Origin of the sequence: Colwellia sp. MB3u-4, assembly GCF_014077065.1 — a bacterium.
Lineage (GTDB): Bacteria > Pseudomonadota > Gammaproteobacteria > Enterobacterales > Alteromonadaceae > Cognaticolwellia.
In genome coordinates, this window is record NZ_JACGVE010000068.1 from 192,716 (window position 1) to 216,182 (window position 23,467).

Genomic DNA, 23,467 nt, shown 5'->3' on the forward strand with positions numbered 1-23,467 from the left:
ACTTTTAGCGATAAGTTTAAAGCTGTCAGTTGTCAGACAATGCCAACATGCAGTTGGTGTTTATTTTTACTGACAGCTTATAACTTCAAACTGATAGCTGCTTTTAATTACCAACCCATCGCACTTAGCCAACTGATAATAGCTTTGGTTAAGGTTTGTTTCGGATAGTAACCCGTAGCTTGATTACTTAATTGTCTTTGTCGGTAATATATTTTCATGGCTCTTTGGGCAAAATCCTTTCTCATTTTTGCGCTGGCCAGTACTAAACGGTGATCGCGCTGCAAATATAAATCGAGTATAGGATAATCGCTTAGCGCGAGTTGTTGAGCAATTTTATCGTTTTCGGGCAAGGTCGGCATATAACTACTGAGCATCACTAAAGCACTGGGTTCGGCCACCAATGCTTGTTGATAGATATTCAGTAATACGGCGCTATGATTGCCTTCTGCCACCACAATAATGACGCCTGGGTAGCTTTTCGCTTTTGTAATGACTGCTTGCATAACATCAGCAAATTTTTTCTCATAGTTTGTTAAGGTCTCAATATCTTCAGTGCTACGCTCTTGCGCCGTGAAGGCTTGTGAAGGGTAGCTTTGCGGTTTATGCGGGGGATGCAAGGTAATGGTGGTCCAGCCATGTTGTGGCATATTGCTACTTAGCTGATTGAGTGCATTAGGTGTTGCTATGCTTTGTTGCCAATCAGGAATTAACACCATCACGCCTTTATTAATTGCCGTGGTGTGTTCATTAATGACCGTAAGGTAGCTGTCAGTACCTACCAGTAATGGCACTATTTTTTCTTGCGCTAAGTAGTGTTTAATATCTTGCTGCTGCTGCTCAAAAGCATCAACAGGTGCCTTGATCATGACTTTATTTTGCTGGCTATCTTCTGTGGACTTTGTTGGCGCAGTGCTAGCTTCAGTTTCAGTGTTAGTGTCAGCTTCAGTGCTTTTTGGCGCTGTTGAGCTCGTGTTATCCGTTGGCTTTTCAGGCGGAGCAGTCTCCATTGCCCATGAGTGCGCGCTGTTAACTAATAGACTTAAGGTCGTTAACGCGATGAATAAAAATAGTGGGCGTATGTTTAAGCGCATAAAAAGCAAACTTCCTCAAATGGGTGACTGAGCAATAACTGCACATTGAGTATCAGTAACTGATGGTCGATAACGGATCATTAATAACGGATTATTAAGCGCGACAAAACCGGCTCTAGTGATATTATCGACGCTAGTGGGGCTTTCTTTAATTAGCTTTTAACTAGCTTTTAACTAGCTCTCGCCGCTCTTGGTGTTAATCAAACGGACAGGCTTTTGAAAATGTTAAGGTTTGCGCTGTCACTGGATGGCTTATTTGTAGCATTTGGGCATGCAATTGTAAACGGCTACTCATCGCCAAGGCTTGCTCGTGGGCATAAAGTCGATCACCGAGTATTGGGTGGCCAAGCCACAGCATATGCACGCGCAACTGGTGAGAGCGTCCTGTTATGGGTGTCAGCTCAACTAAGGTGCTAGTTTGACCATCAATATCTTTACGATAACTTAATACCTTATAATGCGTTAATGCCGCTTTACCTTGTTGATGATCTATTTTTTGTTTTGGTCTATTAGGCCAATCACCCATTAGGGGTTGCTCAACAGAGCCTTGCGCTTTTTCAATCTTACCAAAGACCCGAGCAATATAGCTTTTTTGCGTTAAGCGTTTTTCAAACTGGCGACTAATAGCCACATGCGCAGGTTTATTAAGTGCCATCACCATAATACCCGATGTCGCCATGTCTAATCGATGCACAATAGTTGCCGTGGGCAATACTTTGTGCACTCTACTTTCTAAACAGTCTTGATGCTCAGGTAAACGGCCAGATACGGTCAATAAACCACTGGATTTATTGACGACCACAATATCATTGTCGTGATAAATAATATCAAGGTAGGGGCGCATTTGAGGCTGATAAATAAAGTCAGGGTTAGCAGCCATTTTATTGTTTTCCTTTTAAACGCTTGTACTGTTGAAGGTTGTACTTTTTGATGTTGGTAAGCTAGCCATCAGGTGACAGAATATGCCCAGCCTGATGGCTTTTATCAAGAGCTTTTAGTGTTTAGCTTTTAGTCTGTATTGACTTAGTTGCTGACCACAATTAAACGTACCGCTTCAAATTGAATTTTTGCTTTTTCAATATATTCAGCCAAAGCCTTTTTTTGCATAAGAATAAAGTCAATTTCTTGCTGACGCACACTTGGGTTGATCGCTTTTAGCGCGGTTAAGCGTTGATGCTCTTCATCCATAGCTAGGTGCATGGCTTTTAGCGCTTTTTGTTGAATCGAATCAACTTGCTGCTCGGCATGGTCTTCTGCTTTGGCGACTAACGGAGCCACTTGGCTTCTAAGTGCTTTAACTAACTGTAATGCCACTTGCTTTTTAACCGGTGATAATTGTTGATCTAATACGGTTTCGCTAACTTTATCAGCAAGGTTATTGCCATTTTTGTCGACTAATATCCGAATAGGCGTAGTGGGCAAATAACGCCCTAGTTGCAAATTACTCGGTGCGATGGCGGCTAAGGTAAATATGCACTCTAAGAAAAATGTGCCGGTAGGTAGTGCGGGATTTTTCAAAACACCAATACTAGCGTTACCAATTTCATCACAAAGTACCAGTTCCATCGCGCCGCGCACCATAGGATGATCCCAAGTGATCAGCTGATAATTTTCAACCGCTAAGGCGGTGTCACGATTAAAGGTAATGGTGGTACCGTCTTCTGGTAAGCACGGAAAGTTGGCACATAACATATGCTCAGAAGGCTGCAGGGCAATGGCGTTATCGGCTTTATCATCTTGTTGAATACCAAAAACGTCTAGCAGCTGAAACATAAATTGTGGCAAATGAATTTGCTGATCTAATTTTGCTATTTTCTCCACTAAAGCATGGGCTTTACCTTGGCCAGAAGAATGTAACTCAAGCAGTTTATCACGACCGGTTTCTAAATCTTGTTTGATGGTCAGATGCTTTTCATGGCTTTGCTCAATCAAGTTTTGTGCTTCGCTAGAGTCCCAGTTGGCACTAAGTGCAAGCTCAAATAAGCTTTCACCAAAAGCTTTAAACACCGAGTGACCGGTAATGCAGGTATGTTCAAAAGCGTTCAACGCTTGTGTATACCAATTAAACAGTAAGCTCTGCGCTGACTCTTCAAAGTAGGGCACATGGATACGAATAATTTCTGTTTGGCCGATACGGTCTAAACGCCCGATACGTTGTTCAAGTAAATCAGGGTTAAGTGGTAAATCAAATAACACTAAATGATGAGCAAATTGGAAGTTACGTCCTTCACTACCAATTTCAGAACACAGTAGCACTTGGGCGCTATCTTCATCTTGAGCAAAATAAGCGGCCGCACGATCGCGTTCAAAAATACTTAAGCCTTGATGAAATACTGCTGCACGCATACCTTCTTTAACACGTAAGGCGTTTTCCAAGTCAATTGCTGTTTGCGCATGTGCACAAATTACCACCACTTTTTCTTTTTTCAACGACTGTAATAGTGCGATTAAATAGTCAACACGTGGGTCAATATCAGCCCAGTCTTCATGGCTATCTAAGCTGAACAATATTTCGGGCGTAAACAAGAGTTTTGCTTGTGCTTGCGACTTTAAATCTTCAGTTGTGCCCGACAATAATAGTTCATTGATCGAGTCTTGATAGGCTTCTGGCATCACCAGTGGTGTGGCATGTAATTCACGACCTGGAAAACCTTTAATGGTGTTGCGACTATTACGAAATAATATACGGCCAGTGCCATGACGGTCTAAAAGCTGGTCAAGAATGTGCTGGCGAGCATTTTTTTTAGCTGCTTCTTCCAGATGATTTATCGCTGCGATATGTGCGCTAACGTCAGCTTCGTGCAATAAGTTGGTCAAGGTGGTTATTTGTTCAGTCGCTAATGGCTCATCGGTAACCAAAGTATTGGCCGCATTGGCGACTTCGGTATAATGCAGCTCTTCTTCGGTGAATTTTTGATAGTCAAAAAAGCGATCAGGATCAAGCAAACGCAAACGGGCAAAGTGACCTTCATGGCCTAATTGATCGGGTGTTGCTGTTAACAATAACACCCCAGGAATAGTTTGCGCTAACTGTTCAATACATTGGTATTCAATGCTGACATTATCTTGCTGCCAGTTTAAATGGTGCGCCTCATCAACCACCATCAAGTCCCATTCTTCATCCATAATAGCTTCATACCAACGAGGGTTTTTGGTAATAAAACCCAGATTGACCAGCACCAGTTGTTCAGAACTAAAGGGATTTTCCTCTTCGCTGTTAGCGGTGATTTCTTCACAGCGACTTTCATCAAAAATACTAAACGACAAATTAAAGCGGCGTAACATTTCAACCAACCATTGATGCATCAATGACTCTGGTACTATGATCAGCACACGTTTAGCACGCCCTGTGACCAATTGTTGATGAATAATTAAACCCGCTTCGATGGTTTTACCTAAGCCGACTTCATCGGCTAATAAAACCCGTGGCGCAAAACGACTACCAACTTCTTCGGCAATATATAATTGGTGTGGGATCAAGCTCACACGGCCACCGCTAAGGCCAGTTAAATCAGATTGTTGTTGGCTAAATTGATGCTGTAAGCAATCTTTGCGTAAGCGAAACCAATCTAGGCGATCAATTTGGCCGTTCAGTAGACGGTCATGAGGTTTATTGAATTTAATGAAATGATCAATCATCATTTCTTTTATCGAGCAGGCTTCACCTGTGTCTTGTCGAGTACCAAAATAAGTCAGTAAGTTTTTGTCTTCTTGAGAAGATTCGACATTAAGTGACCAGCCTTCATGGCTTGGAATACTATCGCCAGTATTAAAAATGACTCGCGTTAGAGGGGCATTATCTATGGCGTATTGTCTTGCATCCCCTGTAGCCGTAAACACGATAGTAACAAAACGACCTTCGACCGCGGTAACCGTACCTAGTCCTTGATCTGACTCACTATCACTAATCCAGCGTTGTCCAGGGTAAAATGACATAGAAAAAAACTCCAACTCAATAACTCGCGCAAAAAATGCACGCCAAAAAAAGGGCGCTATAGTACCGTTAATCATAGAAGTGATCATTAAATAAATCGGTAAAAGGCGACTTTTTTTGCTTTAAATTTATAGAATTTAGTTTTACTTTTAGTAATAGAGCCTTTTCAGTCCAATAATGATGGATATGACTTAGCGCTTAACCCGCAAAAGCGGCTTGCTTGCGGGAAAGTAAGCTGTCAAAGTGGTTATAAGCTTAATAGCATAAGCTTAATAGCATAAGCTTTATTAGGATTATTTTTATAGTGGCTTTTTATGACGGCTTTTTATCATGGCTTTTTATGACGGTAACGCTATGGTAAAAAAGAACAAGTAATGACATTGTTTTGGTTAGATGAATTATCAATTTTTTGGTTTCTAGCAGCAGTTTTAAGCAAGAATACTGTGCAGCCTTCAACTTGGGAAAGGACTTTCATATGACAGCAAATAAAATTATTTATGTTTTAGACACCAATATATTATTACACGAACCCTTCGCTTTCCTCTCTTTTAAAGAACATGATGTGGTGGTGCCGATGACGGTACTAGAAGAATTAGATTCTATCAAAGACCGCCACAAAGATGTCAGTCGTGATGCGCGAGTAGCGATTAGAGCGCTTGAAGATACCTTAGTTAATGCCACGCCAGAACAAGTACTAGCAGGCGTTAAATTACCGCAAAACGATGACCTACACCCCAGTGGTTGTTTATCTATTTTCAACGATTATGCCTTAGACGAGAGTCAGGTGAAGTTGTCTTTTAATGAAAATGACAATCGCATTATTAGTAGCGCGATTTATTTACAAGCCAAACATCCAGATAATAAAGTGGTGCTAGTCACCAAAGATATTAACATGCGCTTAAAGGCAAAAGGCGCTGGACTTGCTTTTGTTGAAGATTACCGCACAGATCAACTCATTGATGATATTAAGTTTTTAACCAAAGGTTATCATCAATTTCCGGGTGATTTCTGGCAACAGGTTCATGACTGTGAAAGTGAAACAGAGGGCTGTAATACCACGCACTATATCAAGCGTGATTTACTGCCTAATGGCTATATCAATGAATACCTGATTGACGAAGGCGAACACTTCGCAGGTAAAATTACCGGGTTGGACGATGAAAACTTAGCGATAACCGATTTGAGTCGTGAGCGTTTAATGGCAAAACAAGCGTGGGGCATTCATCCAAAAAATATCTATCAGGGTATGGCAATGGATGCCTTGCTTGATCCCATGATTGATTTAGTCATTCTTACCGGCCCAGCTGGGTGTGGAAAAACTTTACTTGCCTTGGCAACCGCGCTAGAGCAAGTGATAGAGCGTGGGCTTTATGATAAAATTATTGTCACCCGCAGCACCCCTGAAATCGCAGAGTCAATCGGCTTTTTACCCGGTACGGAAGAAGAAAAAATGGCACCTTGGTTAGCCGCTATCACCGACTCGTTAGAAGTGTTGCACAAACAAGATGAAAATATGAATGGTAGTCTTAACTATATTATTGATAAAGCGAACATTCAGTTTAAATCAGTCAATTTTATGCGCGGTCGCAGCATTCAAAATACTTTGGTGCTACTTGATGAATGTCAAAACCTCACGGCTTCACAATTGAAAACCATTATTACCCGTTGTGGTGAAGGCACAAAAATAGTGTGTTCAGGTAACTTAGCGCAAATAGATAGTAACTATTTAACCGCAGTAACCTCCGGTTTGACCTACATTGTTGAGCGTTTTAAAAATTTTCCAGGTAGCAGTAACATCAACTTAAATGGTGTTGTGCGTAGTCGTTTAGCGTCATTTGCCGAAGAAAATCTATAAAAATTTAGTGCGGCGGTGATATTATCCATTTGTTACAATATCACCGTTAACCTTTTCAGTGCTGTCCTCAGTCAGTACTTTGATTTAATATTAGGTCATAAAGTTAAAGGTAACTTGCCGATGAGCTAAATTTTAGCGCACTTGCCTCTATATCATTATTAGGACTTGTTAGTGTTAGTAGAAAATTCAAAAGAGCAACTTCTTCAACGCTACAATAAATCAGTCATTGTGGTTTTTTCCAGCATTATGCTGCTGACTTTTATTATCATCTCTTATAATTATTATCTCGCCCGCCAAGATTTTCGAGACTATAAATTAGCTAAGCTGAGTGAATATAGTGCGCAGCTTAATAATAAACTGACCGGTACGGTAGAAACCCTCGCGGGCATACGTGATTTAGCTGAATATTATTTGCGTTTCCCGGCAGAATTACCCAGTCAGCCGCCGTCTTTGCGACAAGAAGGTCAGTACTTTTACCTTGATAAAAATCGACAAAATTTAAGCACTAATCATCATATGATGAGCGGCAATATTACCGGCGTTGGTCGTATTGACACTTTCAATCAATCCTTGCTGCATGAGCTAACGATGGCCAATGCTTTAACGCCGGCATTTGTTACTGCAAAAAAGTCAATCAAAGAAGCTAACTGGCTGTATTACATTTCAATGCAACGCTTTGTTAATTTATATCCTTGGGTACCCAGAAGTATCTGGCAATACAATGATCAAAGTTTAAGTAATGAGTTAATGCTGAAGATAAAAACCTCAAAGCACAAGGATGAAAAGCTTTGGGCACGGCCTTATGTTGACTCGGCGAGTAAAGGTTTAAACACCATGCTAGGTATGGGAGTGTATTTAGACCATGAGATGAAAGGGGCGGTGCTCATTGATATGAATACGGCGGGCTTATATAACTATTTGCCTGAGGTAAGCGAAGTAGAGCACGGCTATATTATTGTTGATAAGCAAAGTCATGTTTTGTTGCATAAAAATAACAGCAATCTTCCGCTAAATGCACAAACCGCTTTTAGTGACACTGCACCGTCGCAATTAAACCAGTTCAGTTATCAATCGTTACTCAATATTATGCCAAGTGCTGAAATTGGTGATTGGGTTGTTCAGCAGCAGAAGTTGGTTATTAATGACTGGATTTTATTGGAGTATCATCACAAAGAAAGTTTCTATACTACGATCAATCAGCGTTTTTTGTCGATACTGATCAGTATTTCTTTTGGCTTTTTAAGTTTATTAGTGGTGGTTTATTACGTTACCTATCGCTTATTTATCGGTCCCTCTAAAAAATTCATTAGGCATATTGAACATTGTTCAGCGGGTGATCCCGGTAAAATAAAACCTTCTGCCGAGTGGCGGCACTGGTTTAAAATTGTCGAAGATTTATTTGGCCAAAATCGCAGTTTAATGCAGCGTTTAAAGGATCAAAACATTGAGCTAGATTCGAGAGTAAAAGAAAAAACTCAAGCGTTATCACATAAAAGTGAGCAACATCAGCGTGACTATGCACTGTTACGCTCAGTGATGGATGCGATTCCAGACTACATTCTATTTAACGATCAACAAGGCGCTTTAATTGGCTGTAATCAGGCCGTTGAAAAACGGGTCTTACGAAAAGAAGTTGATATTTTAGGCGATCAAATTAATGATTTTATTGCGGCTGATATCAGCAAAAAAGTGGCGCAGAATATTAGTCAAAGTCAGCGAGGTCATTCATTTGTGGCGCATCATCAAACGGTGCCGACTGAGCATAATACTTATGAAATTTATCAAGCGCCGTTTTATGGGGTGTTTAATGAATTACTTGGCAGTATTATTTTAATTCGCGATGTGACTGAGCAATTTAAGATTAACCAAGCTCTGCAGCGCGCGAAAAATCAAGCCGAAGAAGCTAACCAAATTAAAAGCCAATTTTTGGCGAATATGAGTCATGAAATTCGTACGCCGATAAATGCCATGCAAGGGATGTTTTTTCTCTTACAACAAACGCGTTTAAATAAGGCTCAGGAGCAATATTTAGGTAATGCTCAAACCGCTTCAAATACTTTGCTTTATTTAGTAAACGAATTGCTTGATTCGGCCAAGGTAGAGTCAGGAAATATGTCTGTACATAAAGAACTGACTGGACTGGAAAGTATTGTATCGCAAGCACTTAATCTTAATATTGGGGCACTCGTTGGCAAAGAGCTAAGTTTAAGTGTTGCCATTGATAGCCAAGTGCCATTAGATATTCATACTGACACTATGCGTTTAGTGCAAGTGCTGAGTAATTTACTTAATAATGCGATTAAATTTACTGAGCGCGGCAAAGTTGCGCTTAGCGTGTCATTATCTTGCCCCACCACCGAACCGGTCGATGCAAAAAATATCGCCGTGTTATTTACCGTGAAAGATACCGGCATAGGTATAGAAAAATCAAAACAAACGGGCTTATTTGAAGCATTTAAACAAGCCGATGAGTCGATGACCCGAGTTTATGGTGGCACAGGGCTAGGGTTATCAATATGCCAACATATTGCGCATTTACTGGGTGGCAAAATCACTATTGACAGTGTTTTAGGCCAGGGCGCTGAATTTACCTTAGCTTTACCTATGGACGCACCCAATATGCCGGTTTGCGATACCGGTTACTCTGCACATTGCTTAACTAAGTTTCGACCGCAATTTTCGACCAGTACTGTGCTGAATTTATCGGTAAATATACCCGAAAAATTACGAGAGAACTTTACTGATATTGCGCAATCTGTGATAGACATCTCAAGTTTTTCAGCGCTAAAAACGGTTGATGCTAAAGCAGATAAAATATTACTTATCGATAGTAGCAAGTATCCGCAAGATTTGTTGAAAAGTGAATTGGATATAATAAAGCAAGAGGTCGCTGTACTGGCGTTATGTCAGCCAATAGCCAGTGTTATTTCAGCTGAGCTACTTGAGCAATTAAACCGCAATAGTATTAATTACTTGTTGCTTGAAATGCCGTTATACCGAAATGTTATTGCTAAGTTGGCCGAGGAGCTTTGTCGGCTCTCATCACATGGCGCCATAATGGATAATAAAATGACGACTAACCGTCATGAGCTAGATGCGGTGCAACCAAAAGTAGGCAGCCTAGCTGGATTGAAAGTATTGTTAGTTGAAGACAATCTGGTTAATCAATTGGTGGCGGTTAAATTATTGCAGTCCATGCAGGCGCAAGTGACTGTTGCACAAAATGGTCAAGAGGCGTTAGAGAAATTACCACTGGAAAATATTGATATTGTTTTGATGGACATTCAAATGCCCATCATGGACGGATTAACCGCCACTAAGCACATTCGCGCTCAACCACAATATAACCGCTTACCCATTATCGCCATGACAGCTCACGCCCGTGAAGAAGACAAACAGCAATGCTTAGCGGCGGGTATGAACTTGCATATTGCTAAGCCAATTAGCCTAAAGGTATTACGCGATAGTATTTTGTCGCAACTGGTCAAAACACCAAAGTAATTGCGCTTATATTAAGTGCTAGGGTCGGCAAAAAAAGCTTCGGCATAATAGCGGCCATTGCGTATGGCAAACTCAGCACTTGCTGATAATTCTCCAATGCGCATCATTGCTGGGCCAGTGGGCTCAGCTAAAATGTAGTCTAGGCCATCGATAGTGATGGTGAGCTCATCGCCTTCGCTTGGGATATTTATCGCGAGTAGGGCATGATTATCGATAAAAACCAACTGCATTTTTATACGTGGCATTAGCGCTCTAAAAATAGCAGCGGTCAGGGTTACTTTACTGTCACAATCACCTTGGTTTTGCCACAGTATTTGCAGCGGCGGATTAAACCCCGCGCCGGTTGATGTGACCCTCGACTCTAACGTAGCATAAGGAATACTTTGGATAAATCCGAGCACATAATTACTGACCTTTCTGACACTTTCCTCACCAACACGGTCTAAAATAAGGCCTTTTAGTACGGATAGATCAGTAAATGACTCTTGTGCGAAGCGAACATGGTCGGGCTTAATGGCTAAGCTGTTATCATAAGTAACAAATTGAGTATAATAGTTACGGGTTAAATGCTCATTCATAAAGTCTTGTTCAAGTTGCGCTATGCTTAGATACGCTTGGTCAAGTGCTGTTTTATTTTCACTGTTGAGTTCCATTTGTAAATTATTACCACGACCTAAAAATGTCACTTTTACATCAGTGATAGGGTGTTGTGTCAGTTGTTTTCTCATTTGCTGATCAACGTATTTGCTAGCGTGGTTGGCTTTATAACTTTTAAAGTTTCTAAAGCGATCAAATAAAGCCACTTTATCAATAGCAAAACTTAACGCTTGTGGTTGCTGAGCTTGGTCTAGCCATTGGTAGTTAAATTGTACATGCCCATCGGTTGTTGTTTTATTAAAATCAAGCTGCTTTGCCGACGTCATAGTCGCAAAGCATAATATTAAAATAACTACTGCCCCAAATAATCTCACCACTCACCTTTATCGCTAAATATTAACGCCTCAAGCTTATACCAATTTCACTAACTTTGTGAGCATTTTTGCTGGTTAACATAAGCCACTATTTTGTTGTTTATTTAATAATTATAACAAGCAGTTATTAAGAAAACCCTTGGTGTTGAGTCATTGTTACTGGCTATAAAGTCGTTGTTCTAAGCAATGAAAAGGCTATGAGGTTGATTTTTAATGACCGACGAATTTATCATTTTACTTTTACTTTTACTGTCTTTGCTATATATTCAAACGAGTGTTTTAATTAATTGTTTAAATTACCTGTTTGGAGAATGTGATGGCTGACTATCAAGTACCTTTAAAAGATATGAATTTTTTGTTATATGACGTATTTAATGCTGATAAATTGTGGCAGTCATTACCGGCATTAGCTGATCGGGTTGACCGAGATACCGCCGAAGCAATTTTAGAAGGTTGTGCAAAAATTGCAGAGCAAGAAATAGCACCATTGTCGCGCAATGGCGATGAAGTAGGGGTTAGTTTCGATGCGGGTAAAGTCACGACAGCACCCGGCTATAAAGAAGCGTTTAAAACTTATGCTGAAGGTGGCTGGACCTCATTAGGCGGAGACCCTGACTTTGGCGGCATGGGCATGCCTAAAATGTTGACCGCATTTCATGAAGAAATGTTATGTTCGGCTGATATTTCATTTTCACTTTACCCAGGCTTAACTGCTGGCGCTGGCTTGTCGTTAGCAAAACATGGTAGTGAAGCATTAAAGAATCGCTATTTAACCCGTATTTATGCCGGCGACTGGTGTGCAAGCATGTGCTTAACTGAAGCTCATGCCGGCACTGATCTAGGCATGATCAGAACGAAAGCGGTACCACAAGCTGATGACAGTTATTTAGTGTCAGGGACAAAAATATTTATTACCGCCGGTGAGCATGATCTGACAGAGAATATTATCCATTTAGTGTTAGCTAAATTACCTGATGCGCCCGCTGGACCTCGTGGAATTTCATTATTCTTGGTACCAAAATTCAATGTTAATGATGATGAGTCCATCGGTGAACAAAACAATGTCAGCTGTGGTTCTATCGAACATAAAATGGGTATTCATGCTTCAGCTACTTGTGTGATGAATTTTGATGGTGCTAAAGGTTATTTAGTTGGTGAGCTCAATAAAGGCTTAGCTTGCATGTTTACTATGATGAACTTTGAGCGAGTTGGTGTAGGTATCCAAGGTTTAGGTGCAGCAGAACGCTCGTATCAAAATGCTTTAGAATATGCCAAAGATAGAATTCAAGGGCGTTCTTTATCTGGTGTTAAGTCACCTGATGCCCAAGCTGATTCGTTATTAGTACATGGTGATGTTCGTCGCATGTTGTTAAACATGAAGGCGTTAAATGAAGGTTCACGTGCCTTATCAACTTATACGGCTATGCAATTAGACATTGCGACTTATGGTTCGGGTGAAGCGCAAGTCAAAGCGGATCAACTTGTTGCTATAATGACTCCGATTGCTAAAGCGTTTTTTACTGATCTTGGCTTTGAAAATACCGTTGCTGGTCAACAAGTTTTCGGTGGTCATGGTTACGTCAGAGAATGGGGACAAGAGCAGTTAGTGCGAGATACCCGTATTGCACAAATTTATGAAGGCACTAACGGTATTCAAGCGATGGATTTGTTAGCCCGTAAAGTGGCCGGTAGTAAAGGCAAATTTGTGGCAGTCTTTCTTGAAGAAGTACGTGACTATATGCAAGCGGATAAAGTTGATGCTATGCAAGAGTTTACTCAACCTTTGGCTAAGGCCACAGATGAACTTGAAGAATTAACGCAATACTTGTTAACCGCAGCACAGACTTCGCCAGAAGAACTGGGTTGTGCGGCCAATGACTATTTACACATATTTGGTTATACGGCGATGGCTTATGTTTGGGCTAGAATGGCAGAAGTTTCACTGGCTGCTAGCGATGATAAAACTTTCCATGAAAGTAAAGTCCGTACCGCTCGTTACTACTTTGCCCGATTATTACCCCGTACTCAGTCGTTGATCGCCTCAGCGAAGTCTGGCCAAAGTGCGATGTTTGATATCGCTGAAGAGCTTTTTTAAAGACCCGCTTTAATCGCCATTAAATACCTAATTTAAAAGCCAATTCAATCACCTTGAATTGGCTTTTAATTTTTAATGGCTTAGATCAACCATCCGTAGTTCAAATCCGCATCAGTAATGTGAGACAATAAGCGACTTTATAGCTATTTGGGATATCTATCATGTAAGATATTCAGTAGCATTTAGTGAGTGAATTAACTATTGATCAGTCTGCACAAAATATCACTGAAGAGTTCACTGATAAAATGATAAGACACTTCACAGCGAATGCTCGACTTTCATAGCCCATTCATTATATTAAGTAAGCACTTAGAAACTGATTGGCATGGCTAGGTTTATGCCTAGGTTCATGGCTAGGTTCATGGGTAAGTTATAGGTGTTTGGTAGATATCAAATTTTAAACACACAGGATTAGGGAGAAACCAGTGCATATTTTTAGTGTTTTACTCATCATAATGCTAGCAGCATGTAGCAGTAAACAAGATGAAGTTGTTGTGAGTAAACCGGTATGCGATTTAGCCTATTCGTCTTATCAAGCCACCGTTACCGGCTACTGCCAAGAAGCGGCTGCTGACCTACCAGAGTCATTAGACATTATTAATAAAAGTATAACGATTAAACCGTTAGATGAAATTTCTGAGGTATTTTGGTTTAACAAAAAAATGAAATACTCGTTAATAAAGCAAGAGGCGAGTGCACCCTTGATTTTTATTATTGCCGGTACTGGAGCGAGCTACGATAGTGTGAAAATGCTCAGCCTGCAAAAAAGTTTTTTTCAACAGGGTTATCATGTCATCTCATTGTCATCGCCCACCTTTGCTAATTTTATTGTTAACTCACCTAACACCCAATATATGCCGGGTGATTTAGCGCATGACGCAGAATATTTATATCAGGTGATGAATTTAGTTTGGGCACAAGTTCAAGCTCAAGACGCCGTAGAGGCATTGTCATTTTCTCTTACGGGTTACAGCTTAGGTGGCGCGCACTCAGCATTCATAGCGCTACTTGATGAAGAAAAACAGGCGTTTAACTTTGAAAAAGTGCTTCTGATTAACCCACCGGTTAGTTTATATAACTCAGTCAGTATTTTAGATAATTATTTTGATCTAGGTGAAAATCGACCCGCGGCGGTTGCTATGTTTGATGATATTTTTTCCCGCTTTTCTATTGCTTACTCAGCACAACGGTCTTCAAAATTTGATCAAGGCTCAATATTCAGTTTATTTAAAAATGTTGCCTTAACTGAAGCCGAATTAAAACTGTTAATTGGCGCCTCGTTTAGAATAGCGTCATCAGATATGATATTTGCCATCGATGTTAGTTTTAACACGGGCGCAATCACCTATAAAAACCACAGGATAAGCAAGCTTGAGAGTTTAACGCATTCACTGCAACGTGCCAGTGATATCACCTTTGGTGATTATTTTGACCGTGCCATGTTACCCAGAGCCCAGCGCGAAGATGCCAGCATCACCAAAGCCGATTTGATCGAACGTTACAGCTTACATGCCATTGAAGATTATTTAACCGCATCTGATAAAATTTATTTGGTCACCAATCAAGACGATATTATTTTACAGGCGGGTGAGGTGGAGTATTTACAGAGCATTTTTACCGATAGGGCAAAAATTTTCCCTCGTGGTGGACACTGTGGCAACCTAGATAGACTCAGTTTTGTTGAGCACCTACAGACCACGTTCCAAGGAGGGCTAAATTAATGTCAATGCTTGCCAATAAGTGTTCTAAGTTATTCGCTATCGCCCTGTGTTTTTTATTGTTAGCCTGCTCCTCACAGCCAAAATTAGAGAGTACGGCCATAACACCGATCATTGCGATACCAGATAATCTGGCAGAACTTGGTGTGATGAGTGCTTATTCCGACCCTTGGGAGGGGTTTAATCGTCGTATGTATTATTTTAATGCTAAAGCCGATGAATACGTTTTATTACCCATAGTGACGGGCTATAAGAAAATCACCCCTGATGTTGTTGAAACTGGGCTGAGTAATTTTTTCAATAATATGGCTGAAATATCAACGTTTATCAATTCGTTATTGCAGTTTAAATTATCAGTGGCGGGCGAAACATTAGGTCGTTTTGCTGTTAATACCAGCTTAGGTTTAGCAGGGTTAATCGACGTTGCAACACCTATGGGCTTAGCCGCGCAAGATGAAGACTTTGGTCAAACACTAGGATTTTGGGGCGTTAAGGCCGGACCATATCTCGTTTTACCTCTGTTGGGCCCCTCGTCACTGCGTGATGCCACCGGTCTTGTTTTTGATGGTTTAGCAGATCAACAAGTGATGGATGAGCTGGGGATGAAATCTGAAGAGGAACTTTATCTTTCATTACTGAACAGTATTGATGCTAGAGCCAGATTACCTTTTCGCTACTACGGCTCGGGTTCAGCATTTGAATATGACTACTTTAAATTACTTTATAAGAAGTATCGTGAAATTCAAGTGGCTCGTTAAACCAGTTTACATAAACTGCAGTGACCAAAGTCAGCTGAATCTGCCCAGTGTTAGGTATCTTAATGTAGCTTAGCGATAACAATTAATGGTAGGTTTAGCTATTTTATTAATTACAGGTATAATCACGCCTGGTAAATTTTATAGGAATGTCTTTTGTTAGCAGTTATTCGTGTCATATTGATGACTTTTTCTTTAGTTATCATCTGTATTTGTTCAATTTTATTCTGTTTGATTAGGCCATTTCATCGCGACAATGTTCATCATACAGCTAATTATCTTGGCAAAGTTGCAAAAATTTTAGGTTTAGAGGTTGAGGTTAGAATACCAGAGTCGACAAAAAATATGGGCCCTGTTGTCTATATTTGTAATCATCAAAATAGCTATGATATTTTCACCGTCAGTAATGCTGTTCAACCCGCAACGGTTAGTGTTGGCAAAAAAAGTTTAAAATGGATCCCCTTTTTTGGTCAAATGTATTGGCTAACGGGTAATATTTTAATTGATAGAAAAAATAAAAATAAAGCCATGAATACTATCGATACTACCGCTAGAAAAATTCGTGAAAAAAAGCTGTCTGTTTGGTTATTTCCAGAAGGCACACGCAGTTATGGCCGTGGTTTATTACCTTTTAAATCAGGCGCATTTCGCACGGCGGCAAAAGCTAATGTACCTATCATTCCTGTTTGTGCAAGCAACACTCATAAAACCATAGACTTAAATCGTTGGGATAACGGTAAAATGATTATCGAATTTTTACCACCGGTATATTTATCTAGCGAAGATAAAGATAAAATTCGCAACATAACCAATAAAACCCGCAGTGACATGCTAGCGAAAATTGAACAATTGAATATTGAAACAGACCGTCAGCTACCACAAGTAGATGACCAAAATTCGCCAGATAAGCAAACAAGTGAGATAAAATAATGATTGATGAAGCATTGCAACAATGGCAAGAACATACCGAGCAATTGATCGCTACACTAGTTGAAGATGGCACAAATGAAGAAGTTCACCATACAATTGAACATCATTTTTCTAGTGGAGACTTTGATATTCTAGAAAAAGCGGCGATTACAGCATTTAAAAGCGGCTTTGAAATTGAAGAGCCAGAAGAGGCCGAATTAGAAAACGGAGATAAAGTCTTTGCTTTCGATATTGTGACCGAACAAGCTTTAGATTTTGATATTATTTTTGATGAAACAAAAACGATGTTCGAATTAGCAAAAAAATGTAACGTAGATTATGATGGCTGGGGTACCTACTTCGAAGAATAAGCCAGTAACTATCAGCAGGAAGGATCAGCAGGGAAGGATCAACAAGGAACGAGCTACAAGTAGAAATAAGTAACTCACGATAAAAAGGTTATCCAATGGAATGGTTAAATACTTTATTACGACCTGAAATTTTAGCGCTATTAATTGCAATTGTAGCGATTGTTGCTGTGTTTGTAGTTGCCACACGCAAGGCGCATCATCGGCATCAAGAGCGCATAGAGAATATTAAAAACGGCTTTAATCCTGATTAATAAAAAACGCAAAGTGTGACACTTTGCGTTTTTTTATCACTGATATTTATGGCCAATAAGGCTTTATTAACGATAACGCTAGCCATTTTGTAAAGTGAATTTTATCAAAGCGCATTAAGCTAATACCGGTTGTTTTGTTAATTCAAAGGCATTACGTTGACTTAATAGTGAAAACGCTGCCGGGACAAAGATAAAGGATAACAGTGTGGTTAACACCGTACCACCGGCAACCGCGACAGCAAAAGGTGGCCAGAAGCCACCACCTGCAAGAATTAAAGGCAGAAAGCCACCAACAGTAGTTATGGTCGTTGAACTAATATGACGGGCGCAACTTTGTACGCAGCGAATAATAGCTGCACGGTCACCTTGTATCGCTTGCTCATCCATTTTTAATTCAGCTATGATCACAATAGCCGCATTAATAGCCAGCCCCATTAACCCTAATAAAGCAATGATGACGGTAAAGCCAAAGGGATAATCAAAAATATAAACGCTCAGTAAGCCTAAGCCAATGGATTGAAATGCCGATAAAAATATAATCGCACTGAGTCTAAAAGAATTAAACGACAGCACCACAACTGTAAGTAGCAGGGTTAATATCAAGCCAACACTGGCCATGAGTTTACCCACCGCTTTATTGCGCTCTGCCGATTCACCGCCGAATTCTATTTGATAACCATTAGGTAATTGGTAGTCAGCCTTAGCCATACTTTCTTTAATTCGGTTAAGTACGATAGACGGTAAAACGTCTGCGCGAATATAGCCCTCAATAACATTCACTCGTACGCCATTGCGATGCGGAATGGCGCCGCGACTGGGTTTAATCTCTAAATCTGCGATGGCAGTTAAGGCAATGGCCTGCTTTGAGCTGGGATTAATAATGTTAATGTTGGCTAATGCCGCTAAGTCATCTCGTTGTTCGTTACCAATTCTAACCCTGACAGGAATTGATTCTGTTGCCTCAATAACCGAGCCGTTGGTTTGACCTGACAGTGTGGTATTAAGTTGCTTGGCGACCTGTACTAACGACAAGCCAGCTAAGTTAGCTTTTGCTTCGTCAATATTAACCCAAACTTTTGGCGTGCCAGGTTGTAGTGTTGAACGGCTATGGGTAATGTCTTGGGTTGCTGACATAAAAGCGCGAATATCATCACCAATTGTTTTTAAACGATCAAGATTTGGGCCAAAAATACGCAATTCTACCGGTGCGTTAAAGGGCGGGCCTTGTTCAAGTTTTCTGACTAATATTTGCGCTTCAGGCAACATATCATCAAGTGTTTGTTGAATTTGGGGAATTAAACGATTCGCTGCCGAAAAATTTGTTGCGGTTACCATACCTTGGCCATAATACTGCGCACCATCTTTGGTTGGCATTAAATTATAGTAAAAAGAAGGCGCATTTTTACCGATAAACCAGCGCACCGATTCAATGCCATCGAGTGCTTCAAGGTAGTTGGTAAGTACTTTACTAACCCGCTCAGTATTGATTATGCTGCTTTGTGCGGGTAAAAAAAGTTCAACCTGAAACATGTCACGATCTGAGGAGGGGAAAAATTGCTCTTGCAGCTGTTTAGCGGCAATAAAACCTAATAAAGGCAAACAAACTACCAAGGTGATCACCAGTTTTCTGTGTAGTAGTGACCAGTTAAGCAAGCGCACAAAGCCACGATTTAGCGCCGGTAAACTAATCCCACTTTGATACCAACGAGTCGAATTTTTATGCCTGTGTCGGCTAATAAAACGAGCTGATAAGCCAGCAACAATGGTGTGAGATATAATATAAGAGCCGACTAAAGAAAATATAACACTAAGCGCAATACCGCCAACAAACTCACCGGCAGGCCCTGGCATAAGCACAATCGGCATAAAGGCTAAAATGGTGGTTAATGTTGAACCCAGCAAAGGTAACCATAAGTGATTGACCGCATTGGCTATCGCGTCAAGTCTACGTTGGCCCTTTTCGATATTGGTTTTTACGGTATCAGCCATCACAATGGCATTGTCCACCATAATTCCCAAAGCAACCACTAAACCCGTTACCGACATCTGATGTATGGGGAGGCCATAAAAATTCATCACGGATAAGGTAAACAACACGGTTAATGGCAGCGATAAGGTGACAATCAAAGCGGCTTGCCAGCCTAAGGTAATCAGTAATACTGCGGCAATAATGGCAAATCCTAGTGCGATATTGCCGACTAAGTCGCTTAAACGCGCTTCGGTATAGCTGCTTTGATCGAATATCACCTCCAAAGTGACATTATTAGGTAGCGTTTGTGTAAATGAGGTTAACGCTTTTTGCACCGATGCACTCCATTGGTCGATACGCAAGTTTGGCAACATGCGGGTAGCAACAACTACCGCTTGTTGATTGTTGACCATGGCTATTTCGGTTGGCGGGTAATTGACTGTTTTTCGAATATCAGCAATGTCTCCCAAGCGTACTAAGTTGCCATTATCATCAGCTTTTATTGAGATGTTACTAATTCGGTCGGTGTCCTGTAATGCACCAACCAACTCTATTTGCATTTGATTGAATGCGTTGGTGAGTTTTCCTGCCGATACTTTAGCATCAGCATTAAGAATTTTTTCTGAAATATCATTGATTGAAAGGTTTAATTGGCTGCTAATAACGGGGTCCACCTCGACCAGTACTTCCTCTGAGCCTTGGCCGAATATAGTGACTAAATCTGTACCATGAACCAGTTTTAGCTGATTTTGTAATTCATTAGCATAGCGACCTAAAATAGCAATGTTGGGTGTCTCGCTGCCTTGCCAATTTAGGGCAATTATTTGCGTGTAAGCATAACCTCTGTCGTCTTCTAGTACCGGCGTTAGTGTGCCGTTTGGCAAACTTGGGCTGAGATCGTTCAGTAAATCTCTAACCCGTGACCATATTGGCTTGGGATCGGTAATTTCATCTTGTAATTGCACTTGGACAATTGAAATACCCGCACGAGAATTTGACGTGAGTAGGTTTATTTCTGGTAGTTTTCTAAGGCTTTGTTCTATTTTCTCGCTGATCAGTACTTCAACTCGCTCAGCACTAGCACCCGGTAATTGCGTAATAACGCTAGCGATTCTATTGGTTATTCTTGGATCTTCGGTACGGGGTAAATTGCTTAACGCCCCTAAACCCGCCACCAATAAAAGCGTGATCATCAAGGACATTAAACGACCATTTTTGACAAATGAACGTATCATAAAATTTGCCCTGTGCTAGCCACTCGCTTGATAGCTTCGCTGGCCCGTTTCACTATTTGTCTTGGCACATAGCGATGCACACCACTAGCAATGACTTCGTGTGTCACTAAGGGTAAACCCGTAATATAGGCGGCATCTAGTGTGGCGTATTTTACCTCAACCGTAGTCGCTGTTATGGTCAATAAATCATGGGCGGTTGCCGTGACCTGATAAACATTCCATTGGCCACGAATACCGTCAGTTAAAGCCGACAAAGGTAGCCAGAAACCGGCTTGTTCAACACCTTGTTCAATATTGACTTGTGCTAACTGGCCATTATAAAAAGTTAATGTTTGCTTAAGGCCAAGGCGCAGTTCAATGGTGCGGCTAACCTGATGCACCTGTTTACCAATAGCTAATATTTGTCCGGAGAGCGTTTGTTTATTTAAGGTAACAGAGAGCGTTTGCCCTACCACCAATTGGCTTGCTACTTTAACAGGTACGCCAACAGATACTTCGTGAGCAGCCTGTTGGATCAGGTTAAATGCGTTTTGATTGGGGCTGAAGTTTTCTCCTTCGGCTACGGTACGGCTGCTGATCACTGCCGCGAAAGGAGCATGGAGTTTCGCGTGTGATATTTGATATTCAATACTGGCTATATTTGCTTGTTGACGGGAAATATCAGCATTGATGATTGTTTTTTCAGCTTCAAGCTCATCTACTGCTTGTTTAGAACTATAACCTTTAGTCCTTAAATTATTGATACGAGATAAATTTAGACGATTGAGTTCGGCCCGTGCACGAAATTGCTCAATGGTGGCCACTATTGCTTGGCGTTGAATGGTGAGGAGTTCAGTATCAAATTCTGCCAATAATTGGCCTTTACTAACAAGGTCTCCACTATCAACATAAACTTTAGCAACCTTACCGGCATATTCAAAACTTAATGACGTGAGCTGTTTACTGACCACTTTGCCAATATAGGCGCGTTCAATGTTGTAAGACATACTGGGTGATATGGTGCGAATGTCGGCGCTTTGGTGGTAATTAGCACTTTGTTTGTTTGCTTGTGTCGTTGTTGGCTTAGTTTTTTGACTAGGTTCTTGAGTAGGCTCAGAGCAAGCACTGAGTAAGGCGAAGGAAAGAACTAAGCCATAAACGCGAAAAAACCTTGTAGTACGCTGATCTATTAACACGGAATGCACCTTAAACGTATAACATATAAACTAGACCGAACAGTCTAGTTTAGTCAAACTAGACTGTCTAGTCTAATTTGAGGTATGTTATGTGATATCACAATAGTTTTTAACCGCCACTGAAACCAATATCTTGAGAGGGCCTGCGCATAACAAGATCACAAGTTTAATGGAACTGTTATAATAGTGAATCGAACTGTAGGCGTTTTATGTAATTTTCATTACTGAGTCGTGAGCTAGTGAGCTAAGTATAAAGTAAATGTATAAAGTGAATGTATAAAGTTAACGTATAAAGTTAATATGGGTGATAGGGGTGTATGGCAAATATTCGAAGTAAAAGTGAAAGTAAAAGAAAACAAATTCTTGATGCTGCGACTATGCTGTTTACTGAGCAAGGCTATAGCTCAACTAGTATGGCTGAAATTGCCCAAGATGCTGGGGTTTCAAAACAAACTGTCTATAGCCATTTTGGTAATAAAGATGAATTGTTTGCCGCGTCAATAAAGCAAAAGTGTGATTCATATCATATGACTGAAATTGGCCTAGATACCGCCAATGAGCCGGCAGAAATTTTATTTGTTTTGGCGAAGCGTTTTTTGGCTATGCTGACCTCAAAGGAAGCACTGGCCATTCATAAGATTTGTGCTTATGAGTCAAAATCATACCCCCAGTTGTCAGAGCTATTTTATCAAGAAGGTCCAGAACGTATTGTTAATGACGTGGCAATACTGATGGCCGATTTCGACAGCAAGCAACAATTAGCTATTCCAACCCCTAAATTTGCGGCACTACAGTTTTTAAATATGGTGAAAGGAGAATGTTGGATGCGTGTGGAATTTAATACCAAAAAACAACTATCTGAAGCAGAAATTAATCGCTATTTAACATCGAGTATTGCCATGTTCACTAAGGGCTATTCGCTTTAGTTTTTAACGACTACTGTTAAATTTATCGTATAGGTATTTACATGGCTAATAGTACTGGCAAAGTCAGTAGCGAAAGTAAGTCGGGAAAGCCAGTAGTGAAAGTAAGTAGGTGAAAATAATAGTGTTTATCAAAAAAGAAAGCGAACCTAGAGTGAGTTCGCTTTCTTTGTCGTTCTGCGTTTGTTTGGGCTAGTAAGTTGTTTCTAACAGATTCTTGCTATAACTGGAGTTAACCGGCTTTTCAGTCGCATCGTCAAGCAGCTCTCTAGGCATATAATTTTCATCATGCTTTGCTAATACTTCGCTCGCTTCAATGACATTACCATTGACTAAAATACCATTAGCGACAATACCTTGTCCTTCACGAAACAAGTCAGGCAAAATACCGTCATAGCTTACCGTAACGGTTGGATCAGTCTCAGAGAAGCTAATCGGCATTCTCATATCAGCGAGTTTAAAGCTTACTTTTAAGCTTTCGCTATTACGATGCACACTGCCTGGCACCACTAAACCACCAATACGTAAGCGTTGGCCGTTAATGGCTTTAAGACCGGTATCTTGTTTGCCATTATATATTTCAGAAGGTTTATAGAATAAATCAATATTTTGACTTAACGCGTACAAAACAAGCCCGGCAACAACGCCTAAGCCGATGATTATTGACGTGACTATCGTTAATCGCTTCTTACGACGGGGATTCATACGGTTACC

At 40.6% G+C, this 23,467-nt stretch carries 16 protein-coding genes; 9 read left to right on the top strand and 7 right to left on the bottom strand.

Features of this window, described 5'->3' with window-relative positions:
* Window positions 1-107: 107 nt before the first annotated feature.
* From H4J61_RS04555 to rapA, 3 genes are all read right to left on the bottom strand, one after another.
* Window positions 108-1,091: a DUF3530 family protein gene (locus H4J61_RS04555; protein WP_182184033.1), complete on the bottom strand. Its 984-nt coding sequence runs from the start codon at window positions 1,089-1,091 to the stop codon at window positions 108-110.
* A gap of 196 nt (window positions 1,092-1,287) precedes the next feature.
* Window positions 1,288-1,971 carry a pseudouridine synthase gene (locus H4J61_RS04560; protein ID WP_182184035.1) on the bottom strand — a complete coding sequence of 228 codons (684 nt, stop codon included), beginning with the start codon at window positions 1,969-1,971 and terminating at the stop codon, window positions 1,288-1,290.
* Between the two features lie 143 nt (window positions 1,972-2,114).
* Window positions 2,115-5,027 (bottom strand): RNA polymerase-associated protein RapA, encoded by a 2,913-nt coding sequence (gene rapA, locus H4J61_RS04565; RefSeq protein ID WP_182184037.1) that lies wholly within the window; start codon window positions 5,025-5,027, stop codon window positions 2,115-2,117.
* Window positions 5,028-5,500: 473 nt separating this feature from the next.
* Here rapA and H4J61_RS04570 point away from each other — a divergent pair, with 473 nt between their 5' ends.
* Window positions 5,501-6,880: a PhoH family protein gene (locus H4J61_RS04570; RefSeq protein WP_182184039.1), complete on the top strand. Its 1,380-nt coding sequence runs from the start codon at window positions 5,501-5,503 to the stop codon at window positions 6,878-6,880.
* 171 nt (window positions 6,881-7,051) lie between these two features.
* The gene (locus H4J61_RS18060) at window positions 7,052-10,381 is read left to right on the top strand and encodes a response regulator (protein ID WP_182184041.1); all 3,330 of its coding nucleotides are present in this window, start codon (window positions 7,052-7,054) and stop codon (window positions 10,379-10,381) included.
* An 11-nt stretch (window positions 10,382-10,392) separates the two neighbouring features.
* Here the strand turns inward: H4J61_RS18060 and H4J61_RS04580 are convergent, their stop codons facing one another.
* The gene (locus tag H4J61_RS04580; RefSeq protein WP_182136442.1) at window positions 10,393-11,304 is read right to left on the bottom strand and encodes a hypothetical protein; all 912 of its coding nucleotides are present in this window, start codon (window positions 11,302-11,304) and stop codon (window positions 10,393-10,395) included.
* A gap of 364 nt (window positions 11,305-11,668) precedes the next feature.
* Between H4J61_RS04580 and H4J61_RS04585 the strand changes: the two genes are divergently transcribed.
* The 6 genes from H4J61_RS04585 (at window position 11,669) to H4J61_RS04610 (ending at window position 17,451) form a co-directional block, all read left to right on the top strand.
* Window positions 11,669-13,447, top strand: a complete 1,779-nt coding sequence (locus tag H4J61_RS04585; RefSeq protein ID WP_182184044.1) for an acyl-CoA dehydrogenase C-terminal domain-containing protein — start codon at window positions 11,669-11,671, stop codon at window positions 13,445-13,447.
* 425 nt (window positions 13,448-13,872) lie between these two features.
* Complete coding sequence (locus H4J61_RS04590) at window positions 13,873-15,168, top strand: alpha/beta hydrolase (RefSeq protein ID WP_182184047.1); 1,296 nt, start codon at window positions 13,873-13,875, stop codon at window positions 15,166-15,168.
* Window positions 15,168-15,923, top strand: a complete 756-nt coding sequence (locus H4J61_RS04595) for a VacJ family lipoprotein (RefSeq protein ID WP_182184049.1) — start codon at window positions 15,168-15,170, stop codon at window positions 15,921-15,923. The genes H4J61_RS04590 and H4J61_RS04595 overlap by 1 nt, the downstream gene beginning before the upstream one ends.
* A 153-nt stretch (window positions 15,924-16,076) precedes the next feature.
* Window positions 16,077-16,850 carry a 1-acylglycerol-3-phosphate O-acyltransferase gene (locus H4J61_RS04600; RefSeq protein ID WP_182136438.1) on the top strand — a complete coding sequence of 258 codons (774 nt, stop codon included), beginning with the start codon at window positions 16,077-16,079 and terminating at the stop codon, window positions 16,848-16,850.
* On the top strand, window positions 16,850-17,200 hold the full coding sequence (gene rraB, locus H4J61_RS04605) for a ribonuclease E inhibitor RraB (protein WP_182136437.1): 351 nt from the start codon (window positions 16,850-16,852) through the stop codon (window positions 17,198-17,200). The genes H4J61_RS04600 and rraB overlap by 1 nt, the downstream gene beginning before the upstream one ends.
* 95 nt (window positions 17,201-17,295) lie before the next feature.
* Entirely contained in the window at window positions 17,296-17,451 is a 156-nt protein-coding gene (locus tag H4J61_RS04610; protein WP_182136436.1) for a hypothetical protein, read from the top strand.
* A 114-nt stretch (window positions 17,452-17,565) separates the two neighbouring features.
* On the opposite strand, the gene H4J61_RS04615 is transcribed toward H4J61_RS04610, so the two are convergent.
* Together H4J61_RS04615 and H4J61_RS04620 are read right to left on the bottom strand one after the other, a co-directional pair.
* The gene (locus tag H4J61_RS04615) at window positions 17,566-20,655 is read right to left on the bottom strand and encodes an efflux RND transporter permease subunit (RefSeq protein ID WP_182184051.1); all 3,090 of its coding nucleotides are present in this window, start codon (window positions 20,653-20,655) and stop codon (window positions 17,566-17,568) included.
* A complete protein-coding gene (locus H4J61_RS04620) occupies window positions 20,652-21,830 on the bottom strand; it encodes an efflux RND transporter periplasmic adaptor subunit (protein WP_182184054.1) in 1,179 nt (392 codons plus the stop codon). Before H4J61_RS04620 ends, H4J61_RS04615 begins: the two co-directional genes overlap by 4 nt.
* Window positions 21,831-22,147: 317 nt before the next feature.
* Here H4J61_RS04620 and H4J61_RS04625 point away from each other — a divergent pair, with 317 nt between their 5' ends.
* A complete protein-coding gene (locus H4J61_RS04625) occupies window positions 22,148-22,756 on the top strand; it encodes a TetR/AcrR family transcriptional regulator (RefSeq protein WP_182184056.1) in 609 nt (202 codons plus the stop codon).
* A 189-nt stretch (window positions 22,757-22,945) separates the two neighbouring features.
* Here H4J61_RS04625 and ccmE read toward each other — a convergent pair whose 3' ends face one another.
* The gene (ccmE, locus tag H4J61_RS04630; RefSeq protein ID WP_182136432.1) at window positions 22,946-23,458 is read right to left on the bottom strand and encodes a cytochrome c maturation protein CcmE; all 513 of its coding nucleotides are present in this window, start codon (window positions 23,456-23,458) and stop codon (window positions 22,946-22,948) included.
* Window positions 23,459-23,467: the final 9 nt, after the last annotated feature.

Coding starts and splice junctions, on each gene's coding strand:
- H4J61_RS04555 (WP_182184033.1), bottom strand. CDS start 1,091: ATGCGCTTAAACATACGCCCACTATTTTTATTCATCGCGTTAACGACC.
- H4J61_RS04560 (WP_182184035.1), bottom strand. CDS start 1,971: ATGGCTGCTAACCCTGACTTTATTTATCAGCCTCAAATGCGCCCCTAC.
- rapA (WP_182184037.1), bottom strand. CDS start 5,027: ATGTCATTTTACCCTGGACAACGCTGGATTAGTGATAGTGAGTCAGAT.
- H4J61_RS04570 (WP_182184039.1), top strand. CDS start 5,501: ATGACAGCAAATAAAATTATTTATGTTTTAGACACCAATATATTATTA.
- H4J61_RS04580 (WP_182136442.1), bottom strand. CDS start 11,304: ATGACGTCGGCAAAGCAGCTTGATTTTAATAAAACAACAACCGATGGG.
- H4J61_RS04585 (WP_182184044.1), top strand. CDS start 11,669: ATGGCTGACTATCAAGTACCTTTAAAAGATATGAATTTTTTGTTATAT.
- H4J61_RS04595 (WP_182184049.1), top strand. CDS start 15,168: ATGTCAATGCTTGCCAATAAGTGTTCTAAGTTATTCGCTATCGCCCTG.
- rraB (WP_182136437.1), top strand. CDS start 16,850: ATGATTGATGAAGCATTGCAACAATGGCAAGAACATACCGAGCAATTG.
- H4J61_RS04610 (WP_182136436.1), top strand. CDS start 17,296: ATGGAATGGTTAAATACTTTATTACGACCTGAAATTTTAGCGCTATTA.
- H4J61_RS04615 (WP_182184051.1), bottom strand. CDS start 20,655: ATGATACGTTCATTTGTCAAAAATGGTCGTTTAATGTCCTTGATGATC.
- H4J61_RS04625 (WP_182184056.1), top strand. CDS start 22,148: ATGGCAAATATTCGAAGTAAAAGTGAAAGTAAAAGAAAACAAATTCTT.
- ccmE (WP_182136432.1), bottom strand. CDS start 23,458: ATGAATCCCCGTCGTAAGAAGCGATTAACGATAGTCACGTCAATAATC.